The 25025-nt window shown below is 72.4% G+C and carries 16 protein-coding genes; 5 read left to right on the forward strand and 11 right to left on the reverse strand.

Annotation, left to right across the window (positions count from 1 at the left end):
* Positions 1-16: 16 nt before the first annotated feature.
* Positions 17-1597 (reverse strand): glutamine-hydrolyzing GMP synthase, encoded by a 1581-nt coding sequence (guaA, locus tag AC07CM_RS30950; protein ID WP_478879765.1) that lies wholly within the window; start codon positions 1595-1597, stop codon positions 17-19.
* A gap of 283 nt (positions 1598-1880) precedes the next feature.
* Between guaA and AC07CM_RS30955 the strand changes: the two genes are divergently transcribed.
* The gene (locus tag AC07CM_RS30955) at positions 1881-2138 is read left to right on the forward strand and encodes a chorismate mutase (protein ID WP_478879766.1); all 258 of its coding nucleotides are present in this window, start codon (positions 1881-1883) and stop codon (positions 2136-2138) included.
* Positions 2139-2851: 713 nt separating this feature from the next.
* Here AC07CM_RS30955 and AC07CM_RS30960 read toward each other — a convergent pair.
* The 4 genes from AC07CM_RS30960 to AC07CM_RS30975 form a co-directional block, all read right to left on the reverse strand.
* On the reverse strand, positions 2852-4663 hold the full coding sequence (locus tag AC07CM_RS30960; RefSeq protein ID WP_478879767.1) for a GMC oxidoreductase: 1812 nt from the start codon (positions 4661-4663) through the stop codon (positions 2852-2854).
* 52 nt (positions 4664-4715) lie between these two features.
* Complete coding sequence (locus tag AC07CM_RS30965) at positions 4716-6329, reverse strand: succinic semialdehyde dehydrogenase (protein WP_478879768.1); 1614 nt, start codon at positions 6327-6329, stop codon at positions 4716-4718.
* 127 nt (positions 6330-6456) lie between these two features.
* Positions 6457-7356 carry a serine/threonine-protein kinase gene (locus AC07CM_RS30970; protein WP_478879769.1) on the reverse strand — a complete coding sequence of 300 codons (900 nt, stop codon included), beginning with the start codon at positions 7354-7356 and terminating at the stop codon, positions 6457-6459.
* Positions 7357-7402: 46 nt separating this feature from the next.
* A complete protein-coding gene (locus tag AC07CM_RS30975) occupies positions 7403-8305 on the reverse strand; it encodes an MBL fold metallo-hydrolase (RefSeq protein ID WP_478879770.1) in 903 nt (300 codons plus the stop codon).
* Positions 8306-8376: 71 nt separating this feature from the next.
* Between AC07CM_RS30975 and AC07CM_RS30980 the strand changes: the two genes are divergently transcribed.
* Positions 8377-9312: an AraC family transcriptional regulator gene (locus AC07CM_RS30980; protein ID WP_478879771.1), complete on the forward strand. Its 936-nt coding sequence runs from the start codon at positions 8377-8379 to the stop codon at positions 9310-9312.
* Here the strand turns inward: AC07CM_RS30980 and AC07CM_RS30985 are convergent.
* A complete protein-coding gene (locus tag AC07CM_RS30985; protein WP_478879772.1) occupies positions 9299-10924 on the reverse strand; it encodes a serine/threonine-protein kinase in 1626 nt (541 codons plus the stop codon). The genes AC07CM_RS30980 and AC07CM_RS30985 overlap by 14 nt on opposite strands.
* 53 nt (positions 10925-10977) lie before the next feature.
* Positions 10978-12660, reverse strand: coding sequence for a serine/threonine-protein kinase (locus AC07CM_RS30990; protein WP_478879773.1), 1683 nt, complete (start codon positions 12658-12660; stop codon positions 10978-10980).
* 326 nt (positions 12661-12986) lie between these two features.
* Between AC07CM_RS30990 and AC07CM_RS30995 the strand changes: the two genes are divergently transcribed.
* Entirely contained in the window at positions 12987-13400 is a 414-nt protein-coding gene (locus AC07CM_RS30995) for a hypothetical protein (RefSeq protein WP_478879774.1), read from the forward strand.
* Positions 13401-13524: 124 nt separating this feature from the next.
* Here AC07CM_RS30995 and AC07CM_RS31000 read toward each other — a convergent pair whose 3' ends face one another.
* The 3 genes from AC07CM_RS31000 to AC07CM_RS31010 all read right to left on the reverse strand — a co-directional run bounded on the left by AC07CM_RS31000 (position 13525) and on the right by AC07CM_RS31010 (position 20251).
* Positions 13525-15207: a serine/threonine-protein kinase gene (locus AC07CM_RS31000; protein ID WP_478879775.1), complete on the reverse strand. Its 1683-nt coding sequence runs from the start codon at positions 15205-15207 to the stop codon at positions 13525-13527.
* Between the two features lie 162 nt (positions 15208-15369).
* Positions 15370-18057, reverse strand: coding sequence for a protein kinase (locus AC07CM_RS31005; protein WP_478879776.1), 2688 nt, complete (start codon positions 18055-18057; stop codon positions 15370-15372).
* A 163-nt stretch (positions 18058-18220) separates the two neighbouring features.
* Complete coding sequence (locus tag AC07CM_RS31010) at positions 18221-20251, reverse strand: serine/threonine-protein kinase (protein ID WP_478879777.1); 2031 nt, start codon at positions 20249-20251, stop codon at positions 18221-18223.
* A 170-nt stretch (positions 20252-20421) separates the two neighbouring features.
* Here AC07CM_RS31010 and AC07CM_RS31015 point away from each other — a divergent pair, with 170 nt between their 5' ends.
* Positions 20422-21483 (forward strand): serine hydrolase domain-containing protein, encoded by a 1062-nt coding sequence (locus AC07CM_RS31015; RefSeq protein WP_478879778.1) that lies wholly within the window; start codon positions 20422-20424, stop codon positions 21481-21483.
* A 76-nt stretch (positions 21484-21559) separates the two neighbouring features.
* Here AC07CM_RS31015 and AC07CM_RS31020 read toward each other — a convergent pair whose 3' ends face one another.
* Positions 21560-23269 (reverse strand): glycerol-3-phosphate dehydrogenase/oxidase, encoded by a 1710-nt coding sequence (locus tag AC07CM_RS31020; protein ID WP_478879779.1) that lies wholly within the window; start codon positions 23267-23269, stop codon positions 21560-21562.
* Positions 23270-23551: 282 nt separating this feature from the next.
* On the opposite strand from AC07CM_RS31020, the gene AC07CM_RS31025 reads away from it, so the two are divergent.
* Positions 23552-24760 carry a nucleotide sugar dehydrogenase gene (locus AC07CM_RS31025; RefSeq protein ID WP_478879780.1) on the forward strand — a complete coding sequence of 403 codons (1209 nt, stop codon included), beginning with the start codon at positions 23552-23554 and terminating at the stop codon, positions 24758-24760.
* Positions 24761-25025: the final 265 nt, after the last annotated feature.

Below are 25025 nucleotides of genomic sequence, written 5' to 3' on the forward strand. Positions count from 1 at the left end.
TTCGACAGCGGCGGGACTACTCCCACTCGATGGTGCCCGGCGGCTTCGAGGTCACGTCGAGGACGACCCGGTTGACGTCCCGGACCTCGTTGGTGATCCGCGTCGAGATACGGGCGAGGACGTCGTACGGCAGCCGCGACCAGTCGGCGGTCATGGCGTCCTCGGAGGAGACCGGGCGCAGCACGATCGGGTGGCCGTAGGTGCGGCCGTCGCCCTGGACGCCGACGGAGCGGACGTCCGCGAGCAGCACCACCGGGCACTGCCAGATGGACCGGTCCAGGCCGGCCGCGGTCAGTTCCTCGCGGGCGATGGCGTCGGCGTCGCGGAGGAGGTCCAGACGCTCCTTGTTCACCTCGCCGACGATGCGGATGCCGAGACCCGGGCCCGGGAAGGGCTGGCGCTGGACGATCTCCTCCGGCAGGCCCAGCTCCTGGCCGACCATCCGGACCTCGTCCTTGAACAGCTTGCGCAGCGGCTCGATCAGCTGGAACTCGAGGTCCTCGGGCAGGCCGCCGACGTTGTGGTGCGACTTGATGTTGGCGGTGCCGGTGCCGCCGCCGGACTCGACCACGTCCGGGTACAGGGTGCCCTGGACCAGGAACTCCACGGCCGGGCCCTCGTCGGCGATGATCTCGGCCTGCGCCTGCTCGAAGACGCGGATGAACTCGCGGCCGATGATCTTCCGCTTCTCCTCGGGGTCGGTGACGCCCTTGAGCGCGGTCAGGAAGCGCTCCTCGGCGTCCACGACGACCAGCTTGACGCCGGTCGCTGCCACGAAGTCCTTCTCGACCTGCTCGGTCTCGCCCTTGCGCATCAGGCCGTGGTCGACGTACACGCAGGTCAGCTGGTCGCCGATGGCGCGCGCGACGAGGGCGGCGGCGACGGCGGAGTCCACGCCGCCGGAGAGGCCGCAGATGGCCCGCTTGTCACCGACCTGCTCGCGGATCGCGGCGACCTGCTCCTCGATCACGTTGCCCGTGGTCCAGGACGGGGTCAGGCCCGCGCCCCGGTACAGGAAGTGCTCCAGCACCTGCTGGCCGTGCGTGGAGTGCATGACCTCGGGGTGGTACTGGACGCCGTAGAGCCTCTTGTCGTCGTTCTCGAAGGCTGCGACCGGGACGACGTCCGTGGACGCGGTGACCGCGAAACCCTCGGGGGCGGCGGAGCAGGCGTCGCCGTGCGACATCCACACGTGCTGCTCGTCCGGGGTGCCCTCGAAGAGGGTGGAGGAGACCTTGGAGACGTGCAGGTCGGTGCGGCCGTACTCACGGGCGCCGGAGTTGTCGACGGTACCGCCGAGGACCTGCGCCATCAGCTGGAAGCCGTAGCACATGCCGAAGACGGGGACGCCGGCCTCGAAGATCGCGCCGTCGAGGCGGGGGGCACCCTCCTCGTACACGGACGAGGGGCCGCCGGAGAGGATGATCGCCGCGGGGTTCTTGGCGAGCATCTCCTGGACCGGCATGGTGCTCGGCACGATCTCGCTGTAGACCCGCGCCTCGCGGACGCGACGGGCGATGAGCTGGGCGTACTGCGCGCCGAAGTCGACGACCAGGACGGTGTCGGGGGTGGCGGCAGTGGAAGTCGCTGATGACACGGGGTGCCTTCTGGTGGTCGGGCGGGGGTCTGTGCTACCGAGTCTAACGGGGGTGGACGTGGAGGCCTCCCCGGTCCGGGGCCGTGGCATACTGGCCGCATGCCTCAGCACGCGACCTTCCTCTTTACCTATGGCACCCGGCCCGCCGGCTGCCATGGTCGTGCTGCTTGAGCCAACCGCCAAGCGACTTCCCAGGCGCCCCGGGCCGACAAGGCCCGGGGCGCCTGTCGTTTTCCCGGGTCCTGCCGTTCCGGGGCACTCACCTCACCGAGGAGCCCCCGACATGACGACCCTCACGCCGGAACAGACCATCGCCGACGCCCGTGAGCGCATCGACGCCCTCGACGACCGGATCATCGGCCTCATCCAGGAACGGATGGCCGTGTCCACCGTCGTCCAGGAGGCCCGGATCGCCTCCGGCGGCCGCCGCGTGAACCTCTCCCGTGAGATGGAGATCCTCGGCCGCTACCGCGAGGCCCTGGGCAAGCCGGGCACCGCCCTGGCGATGACCCTGCTGGAGCTGTGCCGGGGTCGCATCTGAGTTCGGTCCCGCTCTCACCCGTACGGCGCGTGACCGGCCCGCGCACCGCTTCGTTGATCCCGTTGTCCGTGCCAGCCAGGGGCGGGCCCGACAGAACCACGCGTGGCTCGCTGGAGCGATGAGGCGTACGGGTCGTGCCGTGCACCGTGGGACCTCGCTCCAGAAAAGTGACCGGACGGCAGGGGACAGCAGCCCGGTCACCCAAGAGAACGGTCGGCTCCGGGGACGCCCGGGGCCGACCGGCGGAAAACTGCAAATATGCACCAGTGCCGGGTCAAACGGTTGCGGATGCCTCACTCATCCAGCACGATGCGTAGAAGCCCCAAGTCCCCGCGCAGACAACGGCATTGACCGACCCGTCCGTCCGCCCGAGGTCGACACCACACCACAAGCGGCGCACCCCCCCGGCGCCGCTCCCAGGCACCGGCGCTGCCCTGACGTCGGTGCTGACGAGAGAAGGGCCCCGCGGCTCACGTACCGCGGGGCCCTTCGCCATGCCCGCCCGCCGAAACGCTGTGACTCACACCACACAAAAATCCCATGAGGGGACGCAACCGTTCCGGCTCCTCACCGATCAAACCTGCTGCCGGATCAAGAAGACGGTAAGAAGCGAGGGACCTGCGTTCGGAGGGGGACGCAGGTCCCTCGTCTCCGTTCCCGGCTCCTTCTCCTGCTCGGTTCTTCCGCTCAGCTGTTCCGCTCAGTTCTTCTGCCTACTCCTTCGGCGGCACCGCCGGGATGCCCAGGAGCGGCAGCTTCAGCGCGCCGAACGCGTCCGCGGGGACCGCCGGGTCGCGCGGCTCCACCGGCTTCAGCCGCTCGTACGCCGTTCCCTGCGCCGGACGGGGATCCTCCTCGCCCTTGTTCGGCCAGTACGACATGGCCCGCTCGGCCTGCGCCGTGATCGTCAGCGACGGGTTGACGCCGAGGTTCGCCGAGACCGCCGCTCCGTCCACGACCGAGATGCCGGGGTGGCCGTGGAGCCGGTGGTACGGGTCGATCACACCGGTCTCCGGGGAGTCGCCGATGGGACAGCCGCCGAGGAAGTGCGCGGTCAGCGGGGTGCCCATCAGCTCGCCGACGTTGCTGCCCGCGAAGCCGTTGATCTCGGCCGCGAGCGCGGACGCGGCCTCCGAGGCGGCCTTGATCTGCTTGGGGTTCGGGGCGCCGTGCCCCTGCCGGGCGGTGAGCAGGCCCTTGCCGACGCCGCCGGGCTTCAGGTACGTCGTCAGCGAGTTGTCCAGCGACTGCATCACCAGGCCGATGATGGTCCGCTCCGACCAGCGCCGGTTGGACAGCGAGCGGGCGACCAGCAGGGGGTGGCGGGCCGCGTTGGCCAGCCAGGCCAGGGCCCGCGAGGAGCCCTCCGCGTAGGGGACCTGGAGGATCGACAGGCCGCCCATCGAGTTGGAGCCCTTGCCGTAGCGGACCGGCTCGATGTGGGTGCTCTCGTCGGGGTGGATGGAGGACGTGATGGCGACCCCGCGCGTGAAGTCGGCCTTCGGCTCCCCGGTGGCCTTGCGGTAGCGCCGGTTGTCGGTCTGCGCGCCGACCAGGGCCTCGGAGTTGGTGCGGGTCAGATCGCCGAGCCGGGCGGACAGGTACGGCAGCTGGCCGCCGGCCTTCATGCGGTGCAGCAGGGTCTGGGTGCCGTAGGTGCCGGCCGCGAGGACGACCCCGCGCGCGGTGAGGATCCGGCCCTTGCCCTTCTTCCGTTCGTCCGTCGGCAGCGTCGCCACCGCGTACCCGCCCCGCGAGTCGTCGGTGACGGACACGACCGTCGTCATGGGGTGCACCACCGCACCCGCCTTCTCGGCGAGGTACAGGTAGTTCTCGTTGAGGGTGTTCTTCGCGCCGTGCCGGCAGCCGGTCATGCACTCGCCGCACTCGGTGCAGGCCTTCCGGGACGGCCCGGCGCCGCCGAAGTACGGGTCCGCCACCTGCTCGCCCGGCCTGGCCTTCGCCACCCCGTCGGCGTCCTCGCCGTCGCCGAAGAACACGCCGACCGGTGCGAGGTGGAAGGTGTCGCCGACGCCCATCCGCTGCGCCGCCGCCTTCAGGTGCACGTCGGAGGGGGTCATGGTGGGGTTGAGTCGCACGCCGAGCATGCGCCGCGCCTGGTCGTAGTACGGCTTCAGCTCCTCCTGCCAGTCGGTGATGTCCCGCCACTGGGGGTCGTCGAAGAAGGCCTTCGGCGGTACGTAGAGGGTGTTGGCGTAGTTGAGCGAGCCGCCGCCGACGCCCGCGCCGGCCAGCACCATGACGTTGCCCAGCAGATGGATGCGCTGGATGCCGTACATGCCGAGCCTGGGGGCCCAGAGGTAGTTCTTCAGGTCCCAGGAGTTCCTGGGGAGGGCGTCGCGCGTGAAGCGGCGGCCTGCCTCCAGGACGCCGACCCGGTAGCCCTTCTCGGTGAGGCGGAGGGCGGAGACCGAGCCGCCGAATCCGGATCCGACCACGATGACGTCGTAGTCGTACCCGTCCTCGTTTTCGTCCCGGGTCTGGACAGACTTCTCCTGCGACACGTGCTCTCCTCGTTGAGAACGGGGGTTTGATCGGGGTTGGGGGACGGGTCGTCTAGCGGAACCGGAAAGCCTTCATCATCCGGAGACTGCGGCTCATGAACTGGGCGTACTTCTCGTCGTCCATCCCCAGCGACGGCGCCATGGGAAGCAGCCTCTGCCGGGCCACCGTCTGGGCCTCGGTGTACTTGAGGATGCCCTCGGAGCCGTGGCGGCGGCCGAGGCCGGAGTCCTTCATGCCGCCCATCGGGGACTGGACGCTGCCGTAGGCGGGCGCGTAGCCCTCGTTGACGTTGACCGTGCCGGTGCGCAGCCGGGAGGCGACGTCCAGGCCGCGGCGGGCGCTCGTCGTCCACACGGAGGCGTTCAGGCCGTACGGCGTGGCGTTGGCGCGCTCGACCGCCTCGTCGTCGGTCCGGAAGCGGTAGACGGAGACCACGGGACCGAAGGTCTCCTCCTCGCACACGGCCATGGAGTCCTCGACGCCGTCGAGGACGGTCGGCTCGAAGAAGTACGGGCCGATGTCCGGGCGGGCCGCTCCGCCCGCGACCACCTTCGCGCCCTTGGCGACGGCGTCCTCGACGTGCCGTTCGACCGCCTTCAGCTGCCGTTCCCCGGCCAGCGAGCCCATCTCGGCGCCGTAAGCGAGGGAGTTGCCGAGCCGCATGGCCCTGGTGCGGGCGGCGAAGCGCTCGAGGAAGGTGTCGGCGACGGCCTCGTGGACGTACAACCGCTCGATGGAGATGCAGAGTTGTCCGGCGGAGGAGAAGCAGGCGCGTACGGCACCGGCGGCCGCCTTCTCGATGTCGGCGTCGTCCAGCACCAGCATGGCGTTCTTGCCGCCCAGTTCGAGGGAGACGCCGACCAGACGGGCGGCGGCGCCCTGCGCGACCTCGCGGCCGGTGCGGGTGGAGCCGGTGAAGGAGACGTAGTCGGCGTGCTTGACGAGCTCCGGGCCGACGACCGGGCCCTCGCCGAGCACGACCTGGAAGACGTCGGCGGGCAGCCCTGCCTCGATGAGCAGGTCACGCGCCCACAGGGCCGTGAGGCAGGTCTCCGTGTCCGGCTTCATCACCACCGCGTTGCCGGCGGCGAAGGCGGGCAGCGCGTCGCCGACCGACAGCTCCAGGGGGTAGTTCCAGGGGGCGATCTGACCGACGACACCGCGCGGGTGGCGGAGCTCGGTGACCTTCGTCAGGGTCGGCACGGCACCGGTGTGCCGCTTGGGCCGCAGGTAGGCGGGGGCCTTGCGGCCGTAGTGGCGTGCCGCGACGGCGACGGCCTGCACCTCCTCGTGCGCGTGCAGCCGGGCCTTGCCGGTCTCCAGCTGCACGAGGTCCAGGACCTCGGCCTGCCGCTCCAGCAGCAGGTCGTGGAAGCGGAGCAGCACGGCGGCACGCCGGCGCACCGGTGTCCTCTCCCAGACGGCCTGTGCGGCGCGGGCGGCCTGGAAGGCCTTGAGCACGTCCTCGGGGGTGGACTCGGGCAGGTCGGCCAGCTTCTCGCCGGTGAACGGGGTGTGGTTGGCGGTACGGCCGGAGCCGACGACGCCCTTGGTCAGCTGGGCCACCAGCTCCGGGGTGACCACGTCGGCGGCGGTGCGGACGCCTTCGGGAGCGGGCGCGAGCGGGTTGGTACCGGTGATGTCCGGGGCCTGCGAGTCCGTCATGACGCGCAGGGTATGCCGCGACGCAGGCTTTGGGTACCCGTCGGTAACGGGGATTCACGGAGTACTCACACGACGCCAGTGATCACTGGCAGCAAATGTGCTGATCAGGGGGTTGTCGGGGTGACGATCACTCGGCTCCGGGTTTCTTCGCAAGAAGGAGAGCGAGAACGGCGAGGGGGGTCCGGCGACGGTGGGTGAGAGCGGGGGCCGGGTCGGGAGTGCGCGGCCCGGCTTCCCCCTCGGGCCCGGCCCCCTGCGCCCGCTCCGGTGCCGTACCCCCCGCCGGGGACGCGCCCGCGCAGGTCCTCAGGGCTGCCGCGACCTCCTCCGCGGACGGGCGTGCTTCCGGTCGTGGGGCGTGCAGTCGGGTCAGCAGGGGGTCGAGCGGGCCGGCGTCGCCGCCCTCGACGGCGGCGGCCAGCAGCGCCCCGAGGGACCAGAGGTCGGAGGCGGGACCGGCGCCGCGTGCCGATGCCCGCTCCGGGGCGACGAATCCGGCGGGGGCGGCTTCGGCGTGCCCGTCCCCGATCCCGAAGTCCGTGACGACGACCCGCCCGGTGCCGGACTCGATCAGGACGTTGGCGGGCTTGATGTCCCGGTGCACGATCCCCACGGCGTGCGCGGCCCTGAGCGCCCCGAGGACGGCGAGCCCGACCCGGGCGGCCTCGGCCGGTGGCAGCGGCCCGCGCCGGACGGCCTCCCGGAGCGACTCTCCCTCGACCAACTCCATGACGATCCACGGGAGTCCGTCCTCGGTGACGACGTCGTGCAGGGTGACGGCCGAGCGGTGCCGCACCCGGGCGGCGGCCCGCGCCTCCCGGTGGAGACGGTGCGCGATCCGGCGGCTCTCCTCGTCGTCGGCCGGATCCCCGGGCAGAGCGGGCTCCTTGACGGCCACGTCCCGCTGCTCCTGCTCGTCCCGCGCCCGCCAGACGGTCCCGGACGGCCCGGCGCCGAGGCGCCCGAGGAGCCGATAACGCCCACCGATCAACCGTCCGTCGGGCGGGTGTTCGCCGTCTCCACTCATGTCACATGAGTACCGTGCGCACCACGCCCTTGTCGAAGAGGAGCGGTCAGGCGGCCCACCGGTGCAGCGTGAACCCGCCACGTCCCTCACGCACTTCCACCGCACCGGCACCGCCGAAGTGGGCGGGAACGACCAAAGCCCGTTCGTCGGCGGCCCGTTCGAGCACCCGCAGCCGCGTCTCGGCCGCCTGCTTCGGATCCAGGCAGAAGCAGCTGCTGCACTCGGGATGCATGATCTGCACCGGGCTGTGCAGCAGGTCTCCGACGAACACGGCCCGCTCTCCCCGCGATTCGAGGCGCAGCACCGAGGAGCCGGGGGTGTGTCCGGGCGCGGACTCCAGCACGAGGTGCTCGTCGATCCGGTGCTCGCCCTCCCACACCACGGCCTGCCCGGCCCGGTGCACGGGCGCGACGCTGTCCTCGTACATCAGCCGGTCGTCGGGGCGCACACCACCCGCGTAACCGTTGTCCGGGCCGAAGTGGTGGTCGTCGGCGGCCGGCAGGAGATAGCGCGCGTTGGGGAAGGCCGGCACCCACTCGCCGTCGGCGTCCCGGGTGTTCCAGCCGATGTGGTCGCCGTGCAGGTGGGTGTTGACGACGACGTCGACGTCCTGCGGCCGGACCCCGGCCCGCTCCAGGCGGCCCAGGAAGTCACCGTCCCGCTGATGGAAGAGGGGACTGCCCGGCCGCTCCCGGCCGTTGCCGACCCCGGTGTCGACCAGCACCGTACGTCCACCGCCGCGCACCACCCAGGTCTGCAGCGTCACCACGGCACGGTCGCCGTCGGCCTCCCGGTGGTCGGGGACCAGCTGCTCCTCGTACGCGCTCCACACCTCCGGAGCGCAGTCCGGGACGAGGGTGCCGAGGGGCACGTACGGCCCCTGCCACTCCACGATGCGCAGCACCTCGACGTCACCGATCACGAAACCCTGTACCTGATCATCTGCCATGCCAAGAACCTTAGGAGCCCGTTCTGAGCATTCCAATGCTCACTCGGCTCGATGGAATACGCTTGCGTCTCATGGATGTGGTGAGCGACGCGATCTCCGCGGTCCGGGTGGGCGAGCCCTCGTCGAACCGGCTCCGGGTGAGCGGCAGCTGGTGCGTGCGGCTGCCCCCGTACGAGGGGGCGGGCTTCCACGTCGTCCTGAGCGGCTCGTGCCGGCTCCTGCCGGACGACGGCGGCGAGCCGGTGGCCCTGGGCCCGGGGGACGTGGTGCTGCTGCCGCACGGGGCGGGGCACGTGCTGGCGGACCGGGCCGCGGGGCCCGCCGACGCTCGGCGGGCGCTGCCGTTCGAGGAGGTGCGGGACACGGACGTACGGCTTCCGGGGTCCGGTCCCGAGGTCGAGCTGCTGTGCGGCAAGTACCGCCTGGACCGCAGCCGTACGCACCCGCTGATGGCGGAGCTGCCGCAGGTGGTGCACCTGCCCCACCGCGTCGGCGACCAGCCGGAACTGCGCACGGCCGTAGACCTGTTGGCCCGCGAGCTGGACGAACGCCGTCCGGGTGCCTGCCTGGCCCTGCCGAGCCTGCTGGACCTGCTGCTGGTCTACATGGTCCGCGCCTGGATGGCCCGGGCGGAGACGGGCGCCTGGCCGGCGGTGCTGCACGACCCGGTGACGACGGCCGCGCTGCGCGCCCTGCACTCCGATCCGGCGGCCCGGTGGACGGCCGGCCGGCTGGCCACCGAGGCGGGCGTCTCCCGCGCCACCCTGGCCCGCCGCTTCACCTCACTGGTCGGCCGCCCGCCGATGGCGTACCTGACCTGGTGGCGGCTGACCCTGGCCGCGACCCGGCTGCGGGACTCCGACGTGCCCCTGGCGACGGTCGCCCGGGAGGCCGGCTACGGCAGCCCGTACGCCCTCTCGCACGCCTTCAGCCGGGAGTTCGGGACCACCCCGGGCAGGTACCGGGAGCGGGCCCGCGGCGACCGGCCCGCCCTCAGGGTTTCGTGATGTCCAGGTTGGCGACGGCCGTCTTCGCCACCTCCTGGCCCCGGGCCGTGAAGTCACCCTTGCCCGGGTAGCCGATCGTGAGTTTGTACAGGTCGCCGGCCCTGGTCCGGTAGTAGAAGATCTGCAGCTGGCGGGGGCGCGGGTTCTCGGAGTCGTCGGTGGTGTAGCTGACGGTGTTGAGAGCGGCCTTCCTGCCGCGGTACGTGGCGTCGTCGTCGGGCTCCGTCCGCGCCCCCTTGGGCATGTTGAGGGTGTACTCCCCGTCCTTCTTGAACTTCTCGTCGTCGGCGTGCATCTGGGCCACCGCGTTGCTCTGGATCTCGTTCAGGGAGTCCTCCGACTTCCTGGTCAGGTCCAGGACGATCCAGATGCCGCCACTCCAGTCCGTGTACGACACCCAGCTCTTGTCGGAGGCGTCCTTGTCCGGGTGGCCGACCTGGTAGGCCGCGGGGACGGCGAGGCTGGCGCCCAGTGCGGGGTCAGCCCGTTTCGTCCAGCCGTCGGGCAGCGGACCGGCGAAGGGGTCGGCGAGGACCAGGTAGCCGGCCACCGCGGCCGCGACCACGGCGGCGCCGATCCCCAGCCAGGTCTTGCGGCCCGGGCCCGGGGAGCGGGTGGCGGGCTCGGTGACCGGCACGGTCCGGGTGGGCTCCGGCGCCGGGGGGTTGGCGGCCGTCTCCAGCAGGGCACGGACCCGGGCCGCCGGCGGGCGGTGGGCGGGGTCTTTCCGAAGCAGGCTGTTGACGGCCTCGGCCAGCGGGCCGTGTGCGGCGGCGGGCGCGGCCGGGGTGGCGTTGAGCACGGACTGGAGGGTGGCCGGGGTGTTGCTGCGGCGGAACGGGGAGACGCCCTCGGTGGCCGTGTAGAGGACCACGCCAAGGGACCACAGGTCGCTGGCCGGGCCGGGCCGCTGCCCCAGCACCCGCTCCGGCGCGATGTACTCGGGCGACCCGACGAAGCCACCGGTGTCGGTCAGGTTCGTCTCGCCCTCGATCTGCGCGATGCCGAAGTCGGTGAGAACGACCCGGTCGTACCGCCCCAGCAGCACGTTGTCCGGTTTCACGTCCCGGTGCAGGACGCCCGCCGCGTGCGCCGCCTCCAGCGCGCCGAGCACCTGCAGGCCGATCCGGGCCGCCTCGCGCGCGTCCAGCGTGCCCTCCTGGAGCGCGCTGCCCAGCGAGCGTCCGCGCACCAGCTCCATCACGATCCACGGCCGGCCGTCCACCACCGCGACGTCGTACACGTCGACCACCGCGGGGTGGTCGAGCCGCGCCGCCGCGCGCGCCTCACGGCGCATGCGCTCGTAGGCGTTGGCGCGTTCACGTTCGGGAAGGTGGTCCGGTACCCGGGGTTCCTTGACGGCGACCTCGCGGTCCACCATCTCGTCCTTGGCCCGCCAGACGGTGCCCATCCCGCCATGGCCGAGCTTGGCGAGCAGCCGGTAGCGCCCGGCGATCAGCCGCCCGGCGCCCGGGTCCTGGGCCGGGGCGGGCTGTGCGGGCACCGCATGGGGTCCCGGCTCCGGCCCAGGTCCCGGCTGCGGGTTCGGCGGTTGCAGTACAAAGCTCGTCGTGTCGTCGGCCGTGCGACCGGCTCCCCCGTCACTGCTCATGAGTCATCCATATCGCGCCACGAGCGTCCGGATCCACAGGGAAGGCGAACCGGTCACAGAGCCGTGACCGAGAAGGTGTCCACGGCCACGTCGAAGTACTCCCGGGCCTCGCGGACCTTGCCGACCGGAGCGGACACCCACACGTCGTACATCCGTCCGCCCTCCTCCCAGCACAGGTCGTAGGTGTGGCGCGGACCCTCGGCGGCGCTGAAGCCGTTCCAGCTGAACTCCCAGAGCGCGGCGGGGTGTCCGGCGTGCGTGGTCTCGGTGACCCTGCCGTCGTGGTAACCGGGGTTGGTGCGGGGCCCGTCGGCCGCCGCCCGGCCCATCACCGCCGCGGGGCCGCCCGTTCCGGGCGCGGTGACCTTGACGCCGAGGCGGAAGGTCTGCCCCGGGGAGAGGTAGAAGACCCGTTCGCCCTGCCGGTCCCGGGTGAAGTCCTGGGGCACGGCGAGGGAGAAGCCGGCCGGGTCCCGTGCGGTGCGGTAGCCGGAGGGCGCGGTGTGGGTGTGGGAGGCCGCGGGTGCGCTGCTCGTGGTGACCGTCGGGGACGGCGAGGCCCCGGTGGACGGGGAGGCGCCCGTCGGTGTCGCCGGGCTGGTCGCCGTGCCGCCCGGGGTGCCGCCGCCCCCGTCCCGGTCCTGGTTCAGCAGCAGCGCCACCGCCGACACGCCCGCCCCGGCCACCGCGGCCACGAGCAGCGCGGCGACCAGCACTCCGCGCGCGGACCGGCCGACGGGCGGGGGCTGTTCGGCGGCGGGCGCCGGCGGGGCGACGGCGTCGCGCGGCACGTCGTGCTCGGTCGGCGTGTAGGGGGCCACGGGGGTTCGGCCGGCGGCGTCCCCGGTCCCGGGCGTACGGACCGTGCCGGGTGTGCCGCGGCTGCCCGGTGCGGCCGGGGTGCGGCCCGTCTCCAGGAACGTCCGCAGCATCGGCTCCGCCTCCGTCGGGCCCAGCCGCCGGTCCGGATCGCGCTCCAGCAGGCCCCGTACGACCGGCAGCAGCGGCTCGGCCTGCGCCGGTGGCCGGATCTCGGCGGCGACGACGGCGTGCAGGATGCCGCCGAGCGAGTCGCGCCGGAACGGCGACTCGCCGCTGAGCACCGTGCACAGCAGCGCGCCGAGCGACCACAGGTCGGACTCCGGACCGGTGCGGGTGCCGGACATCCGCTCGGGTGCGGTGTACTCGGGCGAGCCGACGAAGGAGCCGGTCTCGGTCAGGGTGGTGGCGCCCGCGACCTGCGCGATGCCGAAGTCGGTGAGCACGACCCGGTCGGTGCCGGACTCGATCAGCACGTTCGCCGGTTTGACGTCCCGGTGCAGCACCCCCGCCTCGTGGGCGGTGCGCAGCGCGCCGAGCAGGTCGATGCCGATCCGCGCGGCCTCGGCGGCGGCCACCGGGCCCTGCCGGGCGACCCGGTCGGCGAGCGAGCCTCCGTCGATCAGCTCCATGACGATGTACGGCCGTTCGTCCTGCTCGACCACGTCGTGCACGACGATGATGTGCGGGTGCCTCAGCTGCGCGACCGCCCGGGCCTCGCGCAGCGTACGGTCACGCTGGCGCAGGGCCTCCTCGGCGGACAGCGTCTCGTCCAGCGGCAGTTCCTTCACCGCGACCTGCCGGCCGAGCAACTGGTCGGTCGCCCGCCACACGACGCCCATGCCCCCGCGCCCGATCCTCGCCTCCAGGCGGTAACGGCCCGCGATCACACGGAAGACGTCCCCCTCGGTCCCCATGCGCCCCATCATGCCGCATCGGACGGACGCCTTCCGGGACGGTGATCGGCCAAGTATGCCGCCGCGACGAGGCCGCCGCGAGGGAACGGTGCCTCAACGCGCCGCTCACGCCTGCACCCGCGCGGTCATCCGACGAGTTTCGGCCAGTTCGTCGGCGTGCGTGACCAGGACGGGCCGGGCGGTCAGGGGCGATCATTTTCAGCCACGACCTGTTTTGAAAAAGATACAAAACATGGCAAATCACCAAGAGATACACGCCATACGGGATAAAATGGGTGGCTTGAATCATGCTGTCCCGTGGATCATGGAACCCTTACATTCCCCTTATGGGAAACATGTTGAAGCGCTTTTCCGTCACGAGCATCGCGGCGGTGGCGATATTCGCCGCGACCACAGTGACCAATGCCAGCGCGGCGAGCGGCGGAGCCGCGTGCTCGGTGACCGGCGCCTCGGGGAGCCTCACCTTCACCAACTGGACTTCCAACCATGTGGACATCAGCGGTTGGGTCAAGGACACCGCTGCCGATGGCCACCATGTGGCCATTCGACTCGTTTCCATAGACGACAGCACTGGATGGGTAACGGAGTGGCCCTGGCATTCCGAATACGACGGAAACGGATCGACTAATTCCTTCAGCACTTACGCGTCGCCCACCGGCGATGATCTCGACTACATCGGCGCGCAGGTGGCTGTCATCGAAGGGAGCACGATAGTCCGTTCTTGCACGGACTATGCCTGAGCCACCGCACCGGGAATTTCCTCGAGTTTCGCTCACCTGAGAATGGACGGGAAGCGCTCGGAATCGACCTCGAATCGTTGACGTATCGGCCCATGCGATTTTCGGATGGGCCGATACGGTCGGATCAACCCTCCTGGAAGCCCCGCAGAATCCAGTCGAACTGCTTTCTGGTGGTGGCCCAGTCGTCGGCCGGCGAGGCCGCGTAGATGGCGTACTCGGTGCCGTCGCTGTTCATGTACCCGACGTCGATCGCACGGTAGGGCCCCGGGAAGTAGTGCGGCGGGTCCTTGGCCAGCGCGTTCCACGTGTACTCCCAGCGGACGCCCGGCTGGTCGCGGAAAAGCTCCTCCTTGAGGCTCAGCTGCTTGTAGTCCTGCAGCCGCCGTGAGACCCGCTGGTTCAGGTAGCGCATGTGCTCGTACGAGGTGCTGAAGTCCGGCGCGGTGTCGACGGCGACCCGCACGAGGTGCTTGCCCTTGTCGGGCGAGTAGTCGACCTGCCGGAGGCCGTCCTGGTCGATGGAGACGGACCGCTTCCACCCCTTGGGCAGGGAGATGCTGAAGCCCACCGGGTCGTTGCGCCGCTCCCAACCGGCGGGAACCGCCCCCTGACCGCCCTTGCCGCTCGGCGTGGCACTGGCACTGGCACTGGCGTTCGGAGTCGACGATGCAGCGGCGGGGCCGCCGGCGCTGTCCGTGCCGAACTGCTGCAGCACGACCGCGACACCTCCGCCGACGATCGCGGCGAGAGCGACCACCAGGGCGAGCGTGCGCAGCCGGCGGCGCTTGGGCGGCCGAACCGGCTGCCCCTGCGGGACGGGCGTGTGCTGCCCGGAACCCGTGTCGTGCGGACCGACGGCCCGCGTCGGCCCGGTCACCGGCGGATACGGCGTTCCGGTGGCCCTCTCCGCGCCGGTGCGCGTGGGGCCCGTCTGCGCCTCCGGCTGGAAGCGCCCGTGCTGCGTGGGCACGTACACCTGCGCCGCGTTCGGCCGCCGCCCCTCCGCCGCTTCGGCGAGCATCTGCTCCGTCTCGTCCGCGCCGGGCCGTTGCGCCGGGTCCTTCTGCAGCAGGGCGGTGATGACGGGCCCGAGCGGACCGGCGTACTGCGGTTCGGTGGCTTCCTCCTCGACGACCGCCTGCATGGTGCTCAGCGGCGAGGTGCGGCGGAACGGCGAACGGCCCTCGACCGCCGTGTACAGCGTGGCGCCGAGCGCCCACAGGTCGGAGGACGAGCCCGGGTCGTGGCCGCGCACCCGCTCGGGGGCGAGGTAGTCGACCGAGCCGACGACCTCTCCGGTGCGGGTGATGGTGGTGTCGCCCTCGATCTGCGCGATGCCGAAGTCGGTGAGCAGGACCCGGCCGTCCCGTCCGAGGAGAACGTTGCCGGGCTTGACGTCCCGGTGCAGGACTCCGGCGGAGTGCGCGGCACGCAGCGCCCGCAGCACCCACAGTCCGATGCGCGCGGCCTCGCTCGGTTCGACGCGCCCCCGTTCCTTGACCGCGTCGGCCAGCGAATGGCCCTCGACGAGCTCCATCACGATCCACGGGCGGCCGTCGTGTTCGAGCACGTCGTGCACGGTGACGACGGCGGAGTGGTTGATCCGCGCCGCGGCGCGGGCCTCGGCCCGGGTGCGGGCGAGCAGCACGGCCCGGTCGCTGTCGGACACGTAGAGCGCCGCGGTCAGCTCCTTGACGGCGACCTTCCGGTGCAACACCTCGTCGTGGGCGCGCCACACCCGGCCCATGCCGCCCCTGCCGATCGAATCGGCAAGCCGGTAGCGGCCCGCTATGAGCAGGCCCTGCATCTGATTCACGTTGCCCCGCAATGCTCTTGACAGGGTCAGACTAAGGACCGGCCTGCCCTCTGGGAACAAGCGGGGTACCAAGGTGACAGTCCTGTGACGGTTGTCGCCCCGGCACGCGAACCGGCGCCCAACCCGGGTTCTCCCAGCCGGTATACGGGGCGCTCACCTCGTGTAGCGGTACGTCGCGGTCGCCTGCTCGTACAGCCGCGTCACCTCGTCCCGCTCGGCCTCCGGACCGCGGACCTGGACGATGTGGTAGCGGCCGTTCAGCAGGATCGCCATGTTGCGCACGTACAGGTCGCGTCCCTGCCCGTCGGTCCAGGTGAACTGCCCCTCGGCCATGGTCCGTCCGCCCACCGTGATGGTGCGCAGACCGGTGGCCGTGGCCCAGCTGGAGTTCCGGTACGGCTGGAGTTCGCGCTCCTTGTCCCGCTGGTAGACCATCGGATCGCTGCCGTAGGACGTGGTGCCGTCCCGGCCGGGCACGACGAGCAGCTCGAAGTTGCCGTGCGAGTAGACCACCTGGCCGCTGCCGTTCCTGGGCGTGCGGTCCCAGCCCTTGGCGACGGCGATCCGGAAACCGTCCGGATCCGTGCGCAGGGTGAACCCGTCGGCGACCGTGGGGTCGCCGCCGGTCTGTGTCTCGGTGGCGGGCGCGGACTCGGAGGGGCTGCCGCCCGACGACTGGCCGGCGGACGGCTGTTGGGTGTGGGAGGGCTCGGGGCTCGCCTGCCCCGCGCTGCCGGTGCGCTCGCTGCCCGCCGCGCCGCTCTCCCCCTGCTTCGGCATGAACAGCATGGCGTACGCCACCGCGCCCGCCAGCAGGAGCAGGATCAGCAGGAGCAGCGTCCGGCCGAGGCTGCGCGGGGAGCGGGCCTCCTCCCGGGCCCTCTTGTGCCGGCCGTGCGGATGGGTCGCCGGCACCGCGGCGCGCCGCCGCCGCACCAGCTCGCCGCGGCGCCGGACGATCGGCAGACGGCTCGGGTCGGCGGGCGGCACGGGAATCACATGGGCGCCGGCGTCCGGTTCGGGCGCGGAGCGCACCAGCGAGCGCAGCCAGCCGCTCAGCTCCTCGAAGTCCAGCCGGTCGGTGGGGTCCTGGCGCAGCAGCGACTCCACGACCGGGCGCAACGGCCCGCACTCCTCGGCGAAGGCGGGCGGCTCCGCGCACACCAGCTGCACCAGCTCGGCCGTGGACTCCTCGGGGTAGGGCGCGTGGCCCTGGACGGCCCGGAAGAGCAGCGCGCCGAGGGCCCACAGGTCCGTGGCCGGCCCGATCGGCGCCGCCAGCTGCCAGTTCTCGTGCACGGGCCCGGCCTGCTCCGGCGCCCACCGCTCGGTCACCGGCCCCACGACGGTCATCCGCACCTGCCGCGCCCGCTCGGCGGCGAGCGCGGTGCCGGGACCACGGCGCACCGCGGCACCCGGATCGTCCCAGCGGGAGGCGGTGGCCGCGGAAGCGTGGAGGGCGGGGGCCTGGCCGGGAGCGGGCGCGCCGGGCCCGGAACCGCCCGGACGGCCGGCGGACGCCTGTCCGGGTACCGGCAGCCGGCCGGACGCCTCGCCCGGGCCGAACGCACCCGCGGGCAGCCCCAGTCGCTGCCGCTCGGTGCCCGGTGCGGTCGCGGTGTCACCGGCTCCGGTGCGCGGTGAGGCACCGTGCCACGGGGCGCCTTGCACCCCGTAGGGGTCGGCGATCCGGCCGGGCGGCGTGGCGGCCGGGCCGGAGGAGTACGGCGGCTGCGCCGTGCCGTCGGCCCCGGCGTCCTGCTCGGCGGGGGTACGGGCTCCGGGCAGCGCGGGGCGGCCACTGCGCTGGGCCTCCTGCACCCGGGCGGCGGCCCGGGCTCCGGCGCGGTAGGCGGCGATGGCTCCGGCCCGCGCGGCACGGATGTCGTCCCCGCTGTCCAGGGCGCTTCGCCCGGACGGTCCCGCAACCGCGGCCCCGGCGGAAACCCCGTTCGCGCCCGGCACCGGCAGCCCGCCGGCCGCGCGCGCCTGGATCGCGGCCCGCCGCGCGGCCTCCGGGTCCACGTCGGGGGAGGCGCCGGATCCCGCCGGGGCGAGCCGACCGGCGCCCGGAGCGGCGCCATGCCCGCCGGGACCGCCGAAGCCCTGGCCTCCCGGGACGTCACCGGCCGCGCCGCCGGGCCCGACGAACCCCATCGGCCCTTCCCGGCCCTCCTCGCCCTCGAAGCCCTCCTGGCCCTCCTGGCCCCCTTGGCCCTCCTGGACCGGCACCGGGTCGTATCCGCACAGCGCCTCCTCCGCCGCGCCGACCGCGAGGCCGGTCAGCATCACCCGGCCGTCGTCACAGACGAGGACCGTGCGGGTGGTGATGTTGCGGTGCACCCAGCCATGGGCGTGCAGCACGCGCAGCGCCATGAGGACGTCGGAGGCGACCTCGGCCGCCCGGTACGCCGTCAGCGGCTGCTCGGCCAGCAGCGCGGACAGCGGGCGCGCGGCCACCCACTCGCTGACGATCCACAGCGAACCGCCCTCGGCGAACACGTCGAAGACCTGGTCCAGGCGCGGATGGTCGGGGATGCGGGCCGCCGCCTGCGCTGCCTCGACGGCGCGCCGCACGGCCGGATCCGAGGGGCGCCGGGTGGCGGTCCGGGCCGCCGGGGTGCGGCGGGCGCCGCGCTCACGGGCCGTGAACCCCTCGGGCAGCCCTTCCGCGTCGAGCACCTCGGCCTCGACGACCTCCGGCAACGGCACCTGACGGACCAGCACCTCCTGACCGCTGTAGGTGTCGAAGGCGCGGGTCTCGGTCAGTTCGTACTCGTCGGAGGGCGGCAGCGGCAGGCGGTAGCGGTCGGCGAGCACCCGGCCCGCATAGTCGTCCACGTTGCCTCCCCCGGCCCCTGGTCGTTCACATCCGTTCCCTTACGGCCCGTTCCGCATCCACATCCGGCTGCGTACGGTCCGCAACCATTCACGATACGTGCCGGAGGCAACCCGCATTGAGGGGATGACGGATTCTCACGGCTCCGAACCGGGCTCGGTCACATCACGACTTGGGCTCGAAGGACGTCGTCAGCGTCTTCCAGGTGGCCTTGCGCAGCCCGCTGCCCCACTTCGCGGCCTTCGCGGTGTACATCAACGCGTAACCGAGATGGCCGTTGACCACGAAACCCCGGTCGATCGTGCGGTACTTGGTGCCGTTGTCGACGTAGGTGAACTCCCAGTCGGCGGTGTTCCATCCGCGGTAGTCCACCTGCGCGATGCGGATCTTCCGGTACTGGGCGCGCACCATGTAGCGCTCCTGGTTCTTCCAGTCCGCCACCGGGTCGCCCTTGGGCGTGCTGGTCCAGGCGACGAGCAGCTTCTGCCCGTCGGGGCCCGTGTAACGGTCTCCGGCCGCCCCGGTGGACTGGTACCGCCACCCCTTGGGCAGCCCGATCGAGTACCCCTGGCCGCCCTTGTGGGTCGACTCCACGGGCGCGCCCCCGCGGCTCTTCGAGCCGGACGAGCCGGAGTCGTCGCTGTCGGACGCGTTCGCGCTCGCCGCGGCGTCCGACGCCGAGTCCGTGCCGTCGGACGCCGAGGTGTCCCCGTCCGTCCGGGCGCCTGTGTCGCCCTTGCCGCCCGTGCTTCCCTTGGCCCCCCGGCTCTTGTCCTGCTTGGTGGAGGCTTGGGCGCTGGCCGCGGCCTTGGCACCGCTGCCGTTCTTGTGGCCGCCGTCGTCCCCGCCGAACACGACCGCCAGGACGGTGCCGATCACCGCGAGGACGACCACCACCGCGATGATCACCAGCGTGCGCCTGGGCACCACGTCGGTGAGCGGCGCTCTGGGCACCGGCCGCGGCGCCAGGTCCAGGTCCGGCGGCGGCATCACGGGCCACCCGGAACTCGGCTTGCCCGAACCGGAGTTCTGCGTGGCCGCGGAGCCCTGCGCCGGAACGGCCGGCTTTCCGGTGGCCCCGGCGCCCGTCACGCCGCCGGAGCCCGAACCGCTCTCCGCGGCCGGCCCGCCGCCGCTCCCCTCAGCCGCCGTGCCGCCGCCGCTCTTCCCCCGTGCGGCCGCGGCGGCGCCGGCCGCCCCGGCCGCCTTGCGGACCGAGCGCAGCGCCCCGCGCAGCTTCTCCCCGGCCTCCTCGCCCCGCTTGGCCTCGGACCCGTCGGGCTGTGCGGGCAGCGGTACCACCCGCGTGGCGTCCATGGGCTCGGGTTCGGGTGCGTGGATCACCCGGCCGAGCATGGCCCGGGCGCCGGCGTCGTCGAGCCGCTGAGCCGGGTCCTTGGTGAGCAGGCCGTAGATGACGTCCCGCAGCGGCCCCGCGTTCTTGGGCTCCTCCAGGGGCTCGGTCATCACCGCGGTCAGCGTGGCGATCGCCGAGCCCTTGTCGTACGGCGGCAAGCCCTCGACCGCCGCGTACAGCAGGCCGCCCAGCGACCACAGGTCGGCCGCGGGACCCGGCTTGTGCCCGCGGGCGCGCTCCGGGGAGATGTAGGAGGGGGCGCCGACGAGCATGCCGGTGGAGGTGATGGACGGATCGCCCTCGACCTGCGCGATGCCGAAGTCGGTGAGCACGACCCGGCCGTCCTCGGCGATGAGCACGTTGGACGGCTTCACGTCACGGTGCAGGATGCCCTCGCGGTGCGCGGAGCGCAGCACGTCGAGGACGGCGAGGCCGACCTCGGCCGCCCGCTTGGGCTCCAGCAGGCCGTCCTCGCGGATGACCTCGGCGAGGGACTTGCCCTCGACCAGCTCCATGACGATCCAGGGCCGGTCGTCCTCGTCGACCACGTCGAAGACCGTCACCGCGCTGTTGTTGCGGATCCGGGCGATCGCCTTGGCCTCGCGCAGGGTGCGCGTGATCAGGCGCCGCTTCTCCTCCTCGTCGATGTTCGACGGGAACCGCAGTTCCTTGACGGCGACCGTCCGGCCCAGGGTCTCGTCCTCGGCCCGCCACACGGTGCCCATGCCGCCGCGGCCCAGCACGTCCCCCAGCCGGTACCGCCCGGCGAGGAGACGCCGCTCGTTCTTGTCCTGACGAGTCCCCTGACGGGATGTCCCCGCCCGCTCCGCCTCCGACATGCGTCCCCTCATGCAACCCGCCCTGACAGAGCCTCCATTGTCCCTCACTCGACAAGTGGCCAACGCCCAGGGTGTCCCTGACTGCATGTGAGGGCACGGGCACCGAGGGCCCCGGCAAAAGCCCGCATTCCGCCTACCGGGATGATGGGCCGGGACAGGAAGGAGCCCGGATGCCGACGCTTCGGACAGTCCTGTCCATACCGGTGTTCCTGGCCCTGCTGCTCACACCCACCGCGTCGGGCGCGAGCCCCGCCTCCGGCACCGGCACCGCGACCCGCGCCGCGGACGCCGTCCTGCCCCTGCTGGTCACCGAGGGCAGGGCACCGGCCGCCGCCCTGCTGGCCCGGGACGGGAACCGCTCGCGCTACGCGGCCGCCGGAGAGGGCATCGCGCGGGACGACCACTTCCGCGCCGGCAGCATCACCAAGACCTTCGTCGCGACGGTCGTGCTGCAACTGGCCGCGGAACACCGGCTGTCACTGTCCGACACCGTCGAGCGGCACCTGCCGGGGCTGCTCCGCGGAGCCGGCACCGACGGTCGGCACATCACCCTGCGCGCCCTGCTCACCCACACCGGCGGGCTCGCCGATTTCACCCGGACCACCCACGGGACCGTCCCCCTGACCCCGCTTCAGGCCGTACGCATCGCTCTCGCCCTCCCTCCGGCCCGACCGGGCCGCTACTCCTACTCCAACACCGAGTACATTCTGCTCGGCATGGTCGTCCGTCAGGTCACCGGCCACTCGTACGCCACCGAAATCCGGCGCCGGATCATCGCTCCGCTGGGTCTCACGGGCACCTCCCTTCCCGGGTCACGCAGCTCTCTTCCCCCGCCGCACGGCCGCGCCTACGCCGCCGACGGCTCCGACGTCACCGAACTCGACCCGCGCGTGGCCGGCGCGGCGGGTGAGCTTGTGACCACGCTCGACGACCTGGACCGCTTCTACGCGGCCCTGCTGGGCGGCGAGCTGCTGCCCCCGCGCCGGCTGCGCGAGATGCTCAACACCCGTGCCGCACACGGCTCGTACGGCTTGGGGATCTTTCCGGCAAAGCTCCCGTGCGGCATCACGGTGTGGGGGCACAACGGCCGCATCTCCGGCAGCTATGTGCGGAGTGCTGCCACGAGGGGAGGCCGGCATGTCCTCACGTTCCGCGTGAACACGACGGCGATGGCAGATCCCGGACTGGAATCCCGGCTGCTCGCCGCCGAGTTCTGCCCTCGCACCAGGTAGAACGTGCGGGATCCGAGCGGAGATCCCCGCCTGCGGCCACTCGTTCGGGTGATATCGGCCGATCGCGCCGGGAACCTCACTGGAGCGGCACGATGTCCGGCGCCCCCAGCCGCGCCGCGTCCGCCGTCTGGTCGTCCGGCTGGAGCTGGGACTCCCGCTCCGCCTCGACCCGCTTCTCGTAGTGCTCCACCTCGCGCTCGATCTGGTCCTTGTCCCAGCCGAGTACGGGCGCCATCAGCTCGGCGGCCTCCCGGGCGCTGCGGGTGCCCCGGTCGAAGGTCTCGATGGAGATGCGGGTGCGGCGGGTGAGCACGTCGTCCAGATGCCGGGCGCCCTCGTGCGAGGCGGCGTACACGACCTCGGCGCGCAGATAGTCGTCGGCGGCCTGCAGCGGCTCGCCCAGGCCGGGGTCGGCGGCGATGAGGCCCAGGATCTCCTCGGCCATCGAGCCGTACCGGTTCAGCAGATGCTCGACCCGGACCACGTGCAGTCCGGTGCGGGCGGCGATCCGCGCCCGGGCGTTCCACATCGCCCGGTAGCCCTCCGCGCCGATCAGCGGGATCTCCTCGGTGACACAGTCGGCGACGCGCATGTCGAGCCCGTGCACCGCCTCGTCGACCGCGTCCTTCGCCATCACCCGGTACGTCGTGTACTTGCCGCCCGCCACCACCACCAGACCCGGCGCCGGATGCGCCACGGTGTGCTCGCGGGACAGTTTGCTGGTGGCGTCGGACTCGCCGGCCAGCAGCGGGCGCAGGCCCGCGTAGACGCCCTGCACGTCGTCGCGGCCGAGCGGGACGGCGAGCACCGAGTTGACGTGCTCCAGCAGGTAGTCGATGTCGGCGCTGGAGGCGGCCGGGTGGGCCTTGTCGAGGTCCCAGCCGGTGTCGGTGGTGCCGACGATCCAGTGCCGGCCCCAGGGGATGACGAACAGGACCGACTTCTCGGTGCGCAGGATCAGACCGGTGGTGGAGTGGATGCGGTCCTTCGGCACGACCAGGTGGATGCCCTTGGAGGCGCGGACGTGAAACTGGCCGCGCTCCCCCACCATGCCCTGCGTGTCGTCGGTCCACACACCGGTGGCGTTGACGATCTGCTTGGCGCGGATCTCGTACTCCCCGCCGCCCTCCACGTCCTGCACCCGGGCGCCGACCACGCGCTCGCCCTCGCGCAGGAACCCGGTCACGCGGGCGCGGTTGGCGGCCTGCGCGCCGTACGACACCGCCGTGCGCACCAGGGTCGCCACGAACCGGGCGTCGTCCATCTGCGCGTCGTAGTACTGCAGGGCGCCGACGAGGGCGTCCTTCTTCAGGCAGGGGGCCACCCGCAGGGCGTGACGCCTGGTCAGGTGGCGATGTATGGGAAGGCCCCGGCCGTGCCCGCGGGCCATGGACATCGCGTCGTACAGGGCCACGCCCGAGCCCGCGTACAGGCGCTCCCAGCCCTTGTGCTGGAGCGGGTAGAGGAACGGCACCGGTTTGACCAGGTGCGGGGCGAGCCGCTCCAGGAGCAGCCCGCGCTCCTTCAGGGCCTCGCGGACCAGGGCGAAGTCGAGCATCTCGAGATAGCGCAGGCCTCCGTGGACGAGCTTGCTGGACCTGCTGGAGGTGCCGGAGGCCCAGTCGCGGGCCTCGACCAGCCCGGTGGACAGGCCACGGGTGACGGCGTCCAGCGCGGTACCGGCGCCGACCACTCCGCCGCCGACCACCAGGATGTCCAGCTCGCGCTCCGCCATCGCCGCCAGTGCCTCGGCGCGCTGTGCCGGGCCCAGAGTCGCTGTCCTCACCGCTGCCTCCCGCTGTCGCAGAACTCGCTCGCGTCGGCCGCACCCGGTGGGCGAAGCCCGGTTCACCCCCTCCTCATGCCCAAATTCTGACCGGCTTGCCCGACTTCAGCCACCACGGGCTTTCAACCTGTGGACAACATGCGCACAACCCCCGGAAGACACACGAACACAATCCCACATAACGGTCATATTTACTCCTAGTGTGACAGTGCTCCCGCTCTTGCTGTCCACAGCGGTTGCCCATCTGTCCCGCATCCGTTACTGGGAAGGACGGCCCACGCCATGCCCGCAGACCTCGCCGTCATCGGACTCGGTCCCTACGGCCTGCCGCTCGCCCAGGCCGCCGTCGCCGCCGGCATCCCGACCATCGGGTACGCCACCGGCCCCGAGGCGGGCTCGCTCAGCCCCGCCGAGCTGCGCCGGATGCACGCGGCGGGCTTCCGTCCGGGCACCGACCCGGCCCAGCTCGGCCGGGTGCGCACGGCGGTGATCTGCGCGCCCACCCCGCGCGGCGCCGACGGTGGGCTCGACCTCGGCCAGGTGGAGGCGGCCGCCCGCACCCTCGCCGAACGCCTCCGGCCGCACACCACGGTCATCCTCGAGTCACCGGTGCTCCCCGGGACGACGGAGGAGCTCCTGCGGCCGCTGCTGGAGCAGGGCTCGGGTCTGCGCGCGGGCCGCGACTTCCACCTGGCCTACTCGCCCAGCCGCGTCGACCCCGGCAACCGCGACCACACACCCGCCGGCACACCGAAGGTCATCGGCGGCCTCACCCCCGCCTGCACGGAGTCGGCCGCCGCGTTCTACGGCCGTCTCACCGACAAGGTCGTCCGCGCGCGCGGACTGCGTGAGGCGGAGACCGTGCAGCTGCTGGAGACCAACTACCGTCACGTCAACATCGCGCTCGTCAACGAGATGGCCGTCATGTGCCACGAGCTGGGCGTCGACCTGTGGGACGTCATCCGGTGCGCGGAGACCAAGCCCTTCGGCTTCCAGGCGTTCCGGCCGGGTCCGGGCGTCGGCGGCCACGGCGTCCCGCACGACCTGACCGGCCACGCGACCCGCACCCTGCGCATGGTGGAGCTGGCCCAGCAGGTCAACCACCGCATGCCCCGGTACGTCGTCCAGCGCGCCGCCGCCCTCCTCAACGAGCACGGCAAGTCCGCGCGCGGGGCGCGGGTGCTGCTGCTCGGCGTCACCTACAAGCCCGACCTCGCCGACCTGCAGAGCACGCCCGCCCAGGAGATCGCCGTCCGGCTGATGGAGTTCGGCGCCTCGGTGAGCTACCACGACCCGTACGTACCCGCCTGGAGCGTCCTGGACCGCCCGGTCCCGCGCGCGGACTCCCTGTACGAGGCCGCCGCCGACGCCGACCTGACGATCCTGCTCCAGCAGCACCGGACGTACGACCTGCAGGGGCTCTCGGTGAAGGCACAGCTGCTGCTGGACACGCGGGGGGCCACGCCCACGGGGGCGGCGCACCGGTTGTGAGCGGGGGCGCGCGGGTGGGACAGGGCCGGGGCTTGTGGCACGCGGGGCGTGGCTCGGGTAGCCCATGGGCGCCCCCCTTCCACGACGCCGCCCATGGCCCCGGTGGACGGCCCATCGGAACCGGGCCGGCCCCGGGCAACAAGGTCCGGGCCGTGTTCCTTGGAAGGGGGCGCCCCCAAGAACGGAGCGCCGAGACGGACGTCATCCCCCTCAGGCCCGTCGACCGGGCCGTGTCTCCCCCGAAGACAACCGCACGCCCCCGCAC

Source organism: Streptomyces sp. NPDC044061 (genome assembly GCF_056434305.1).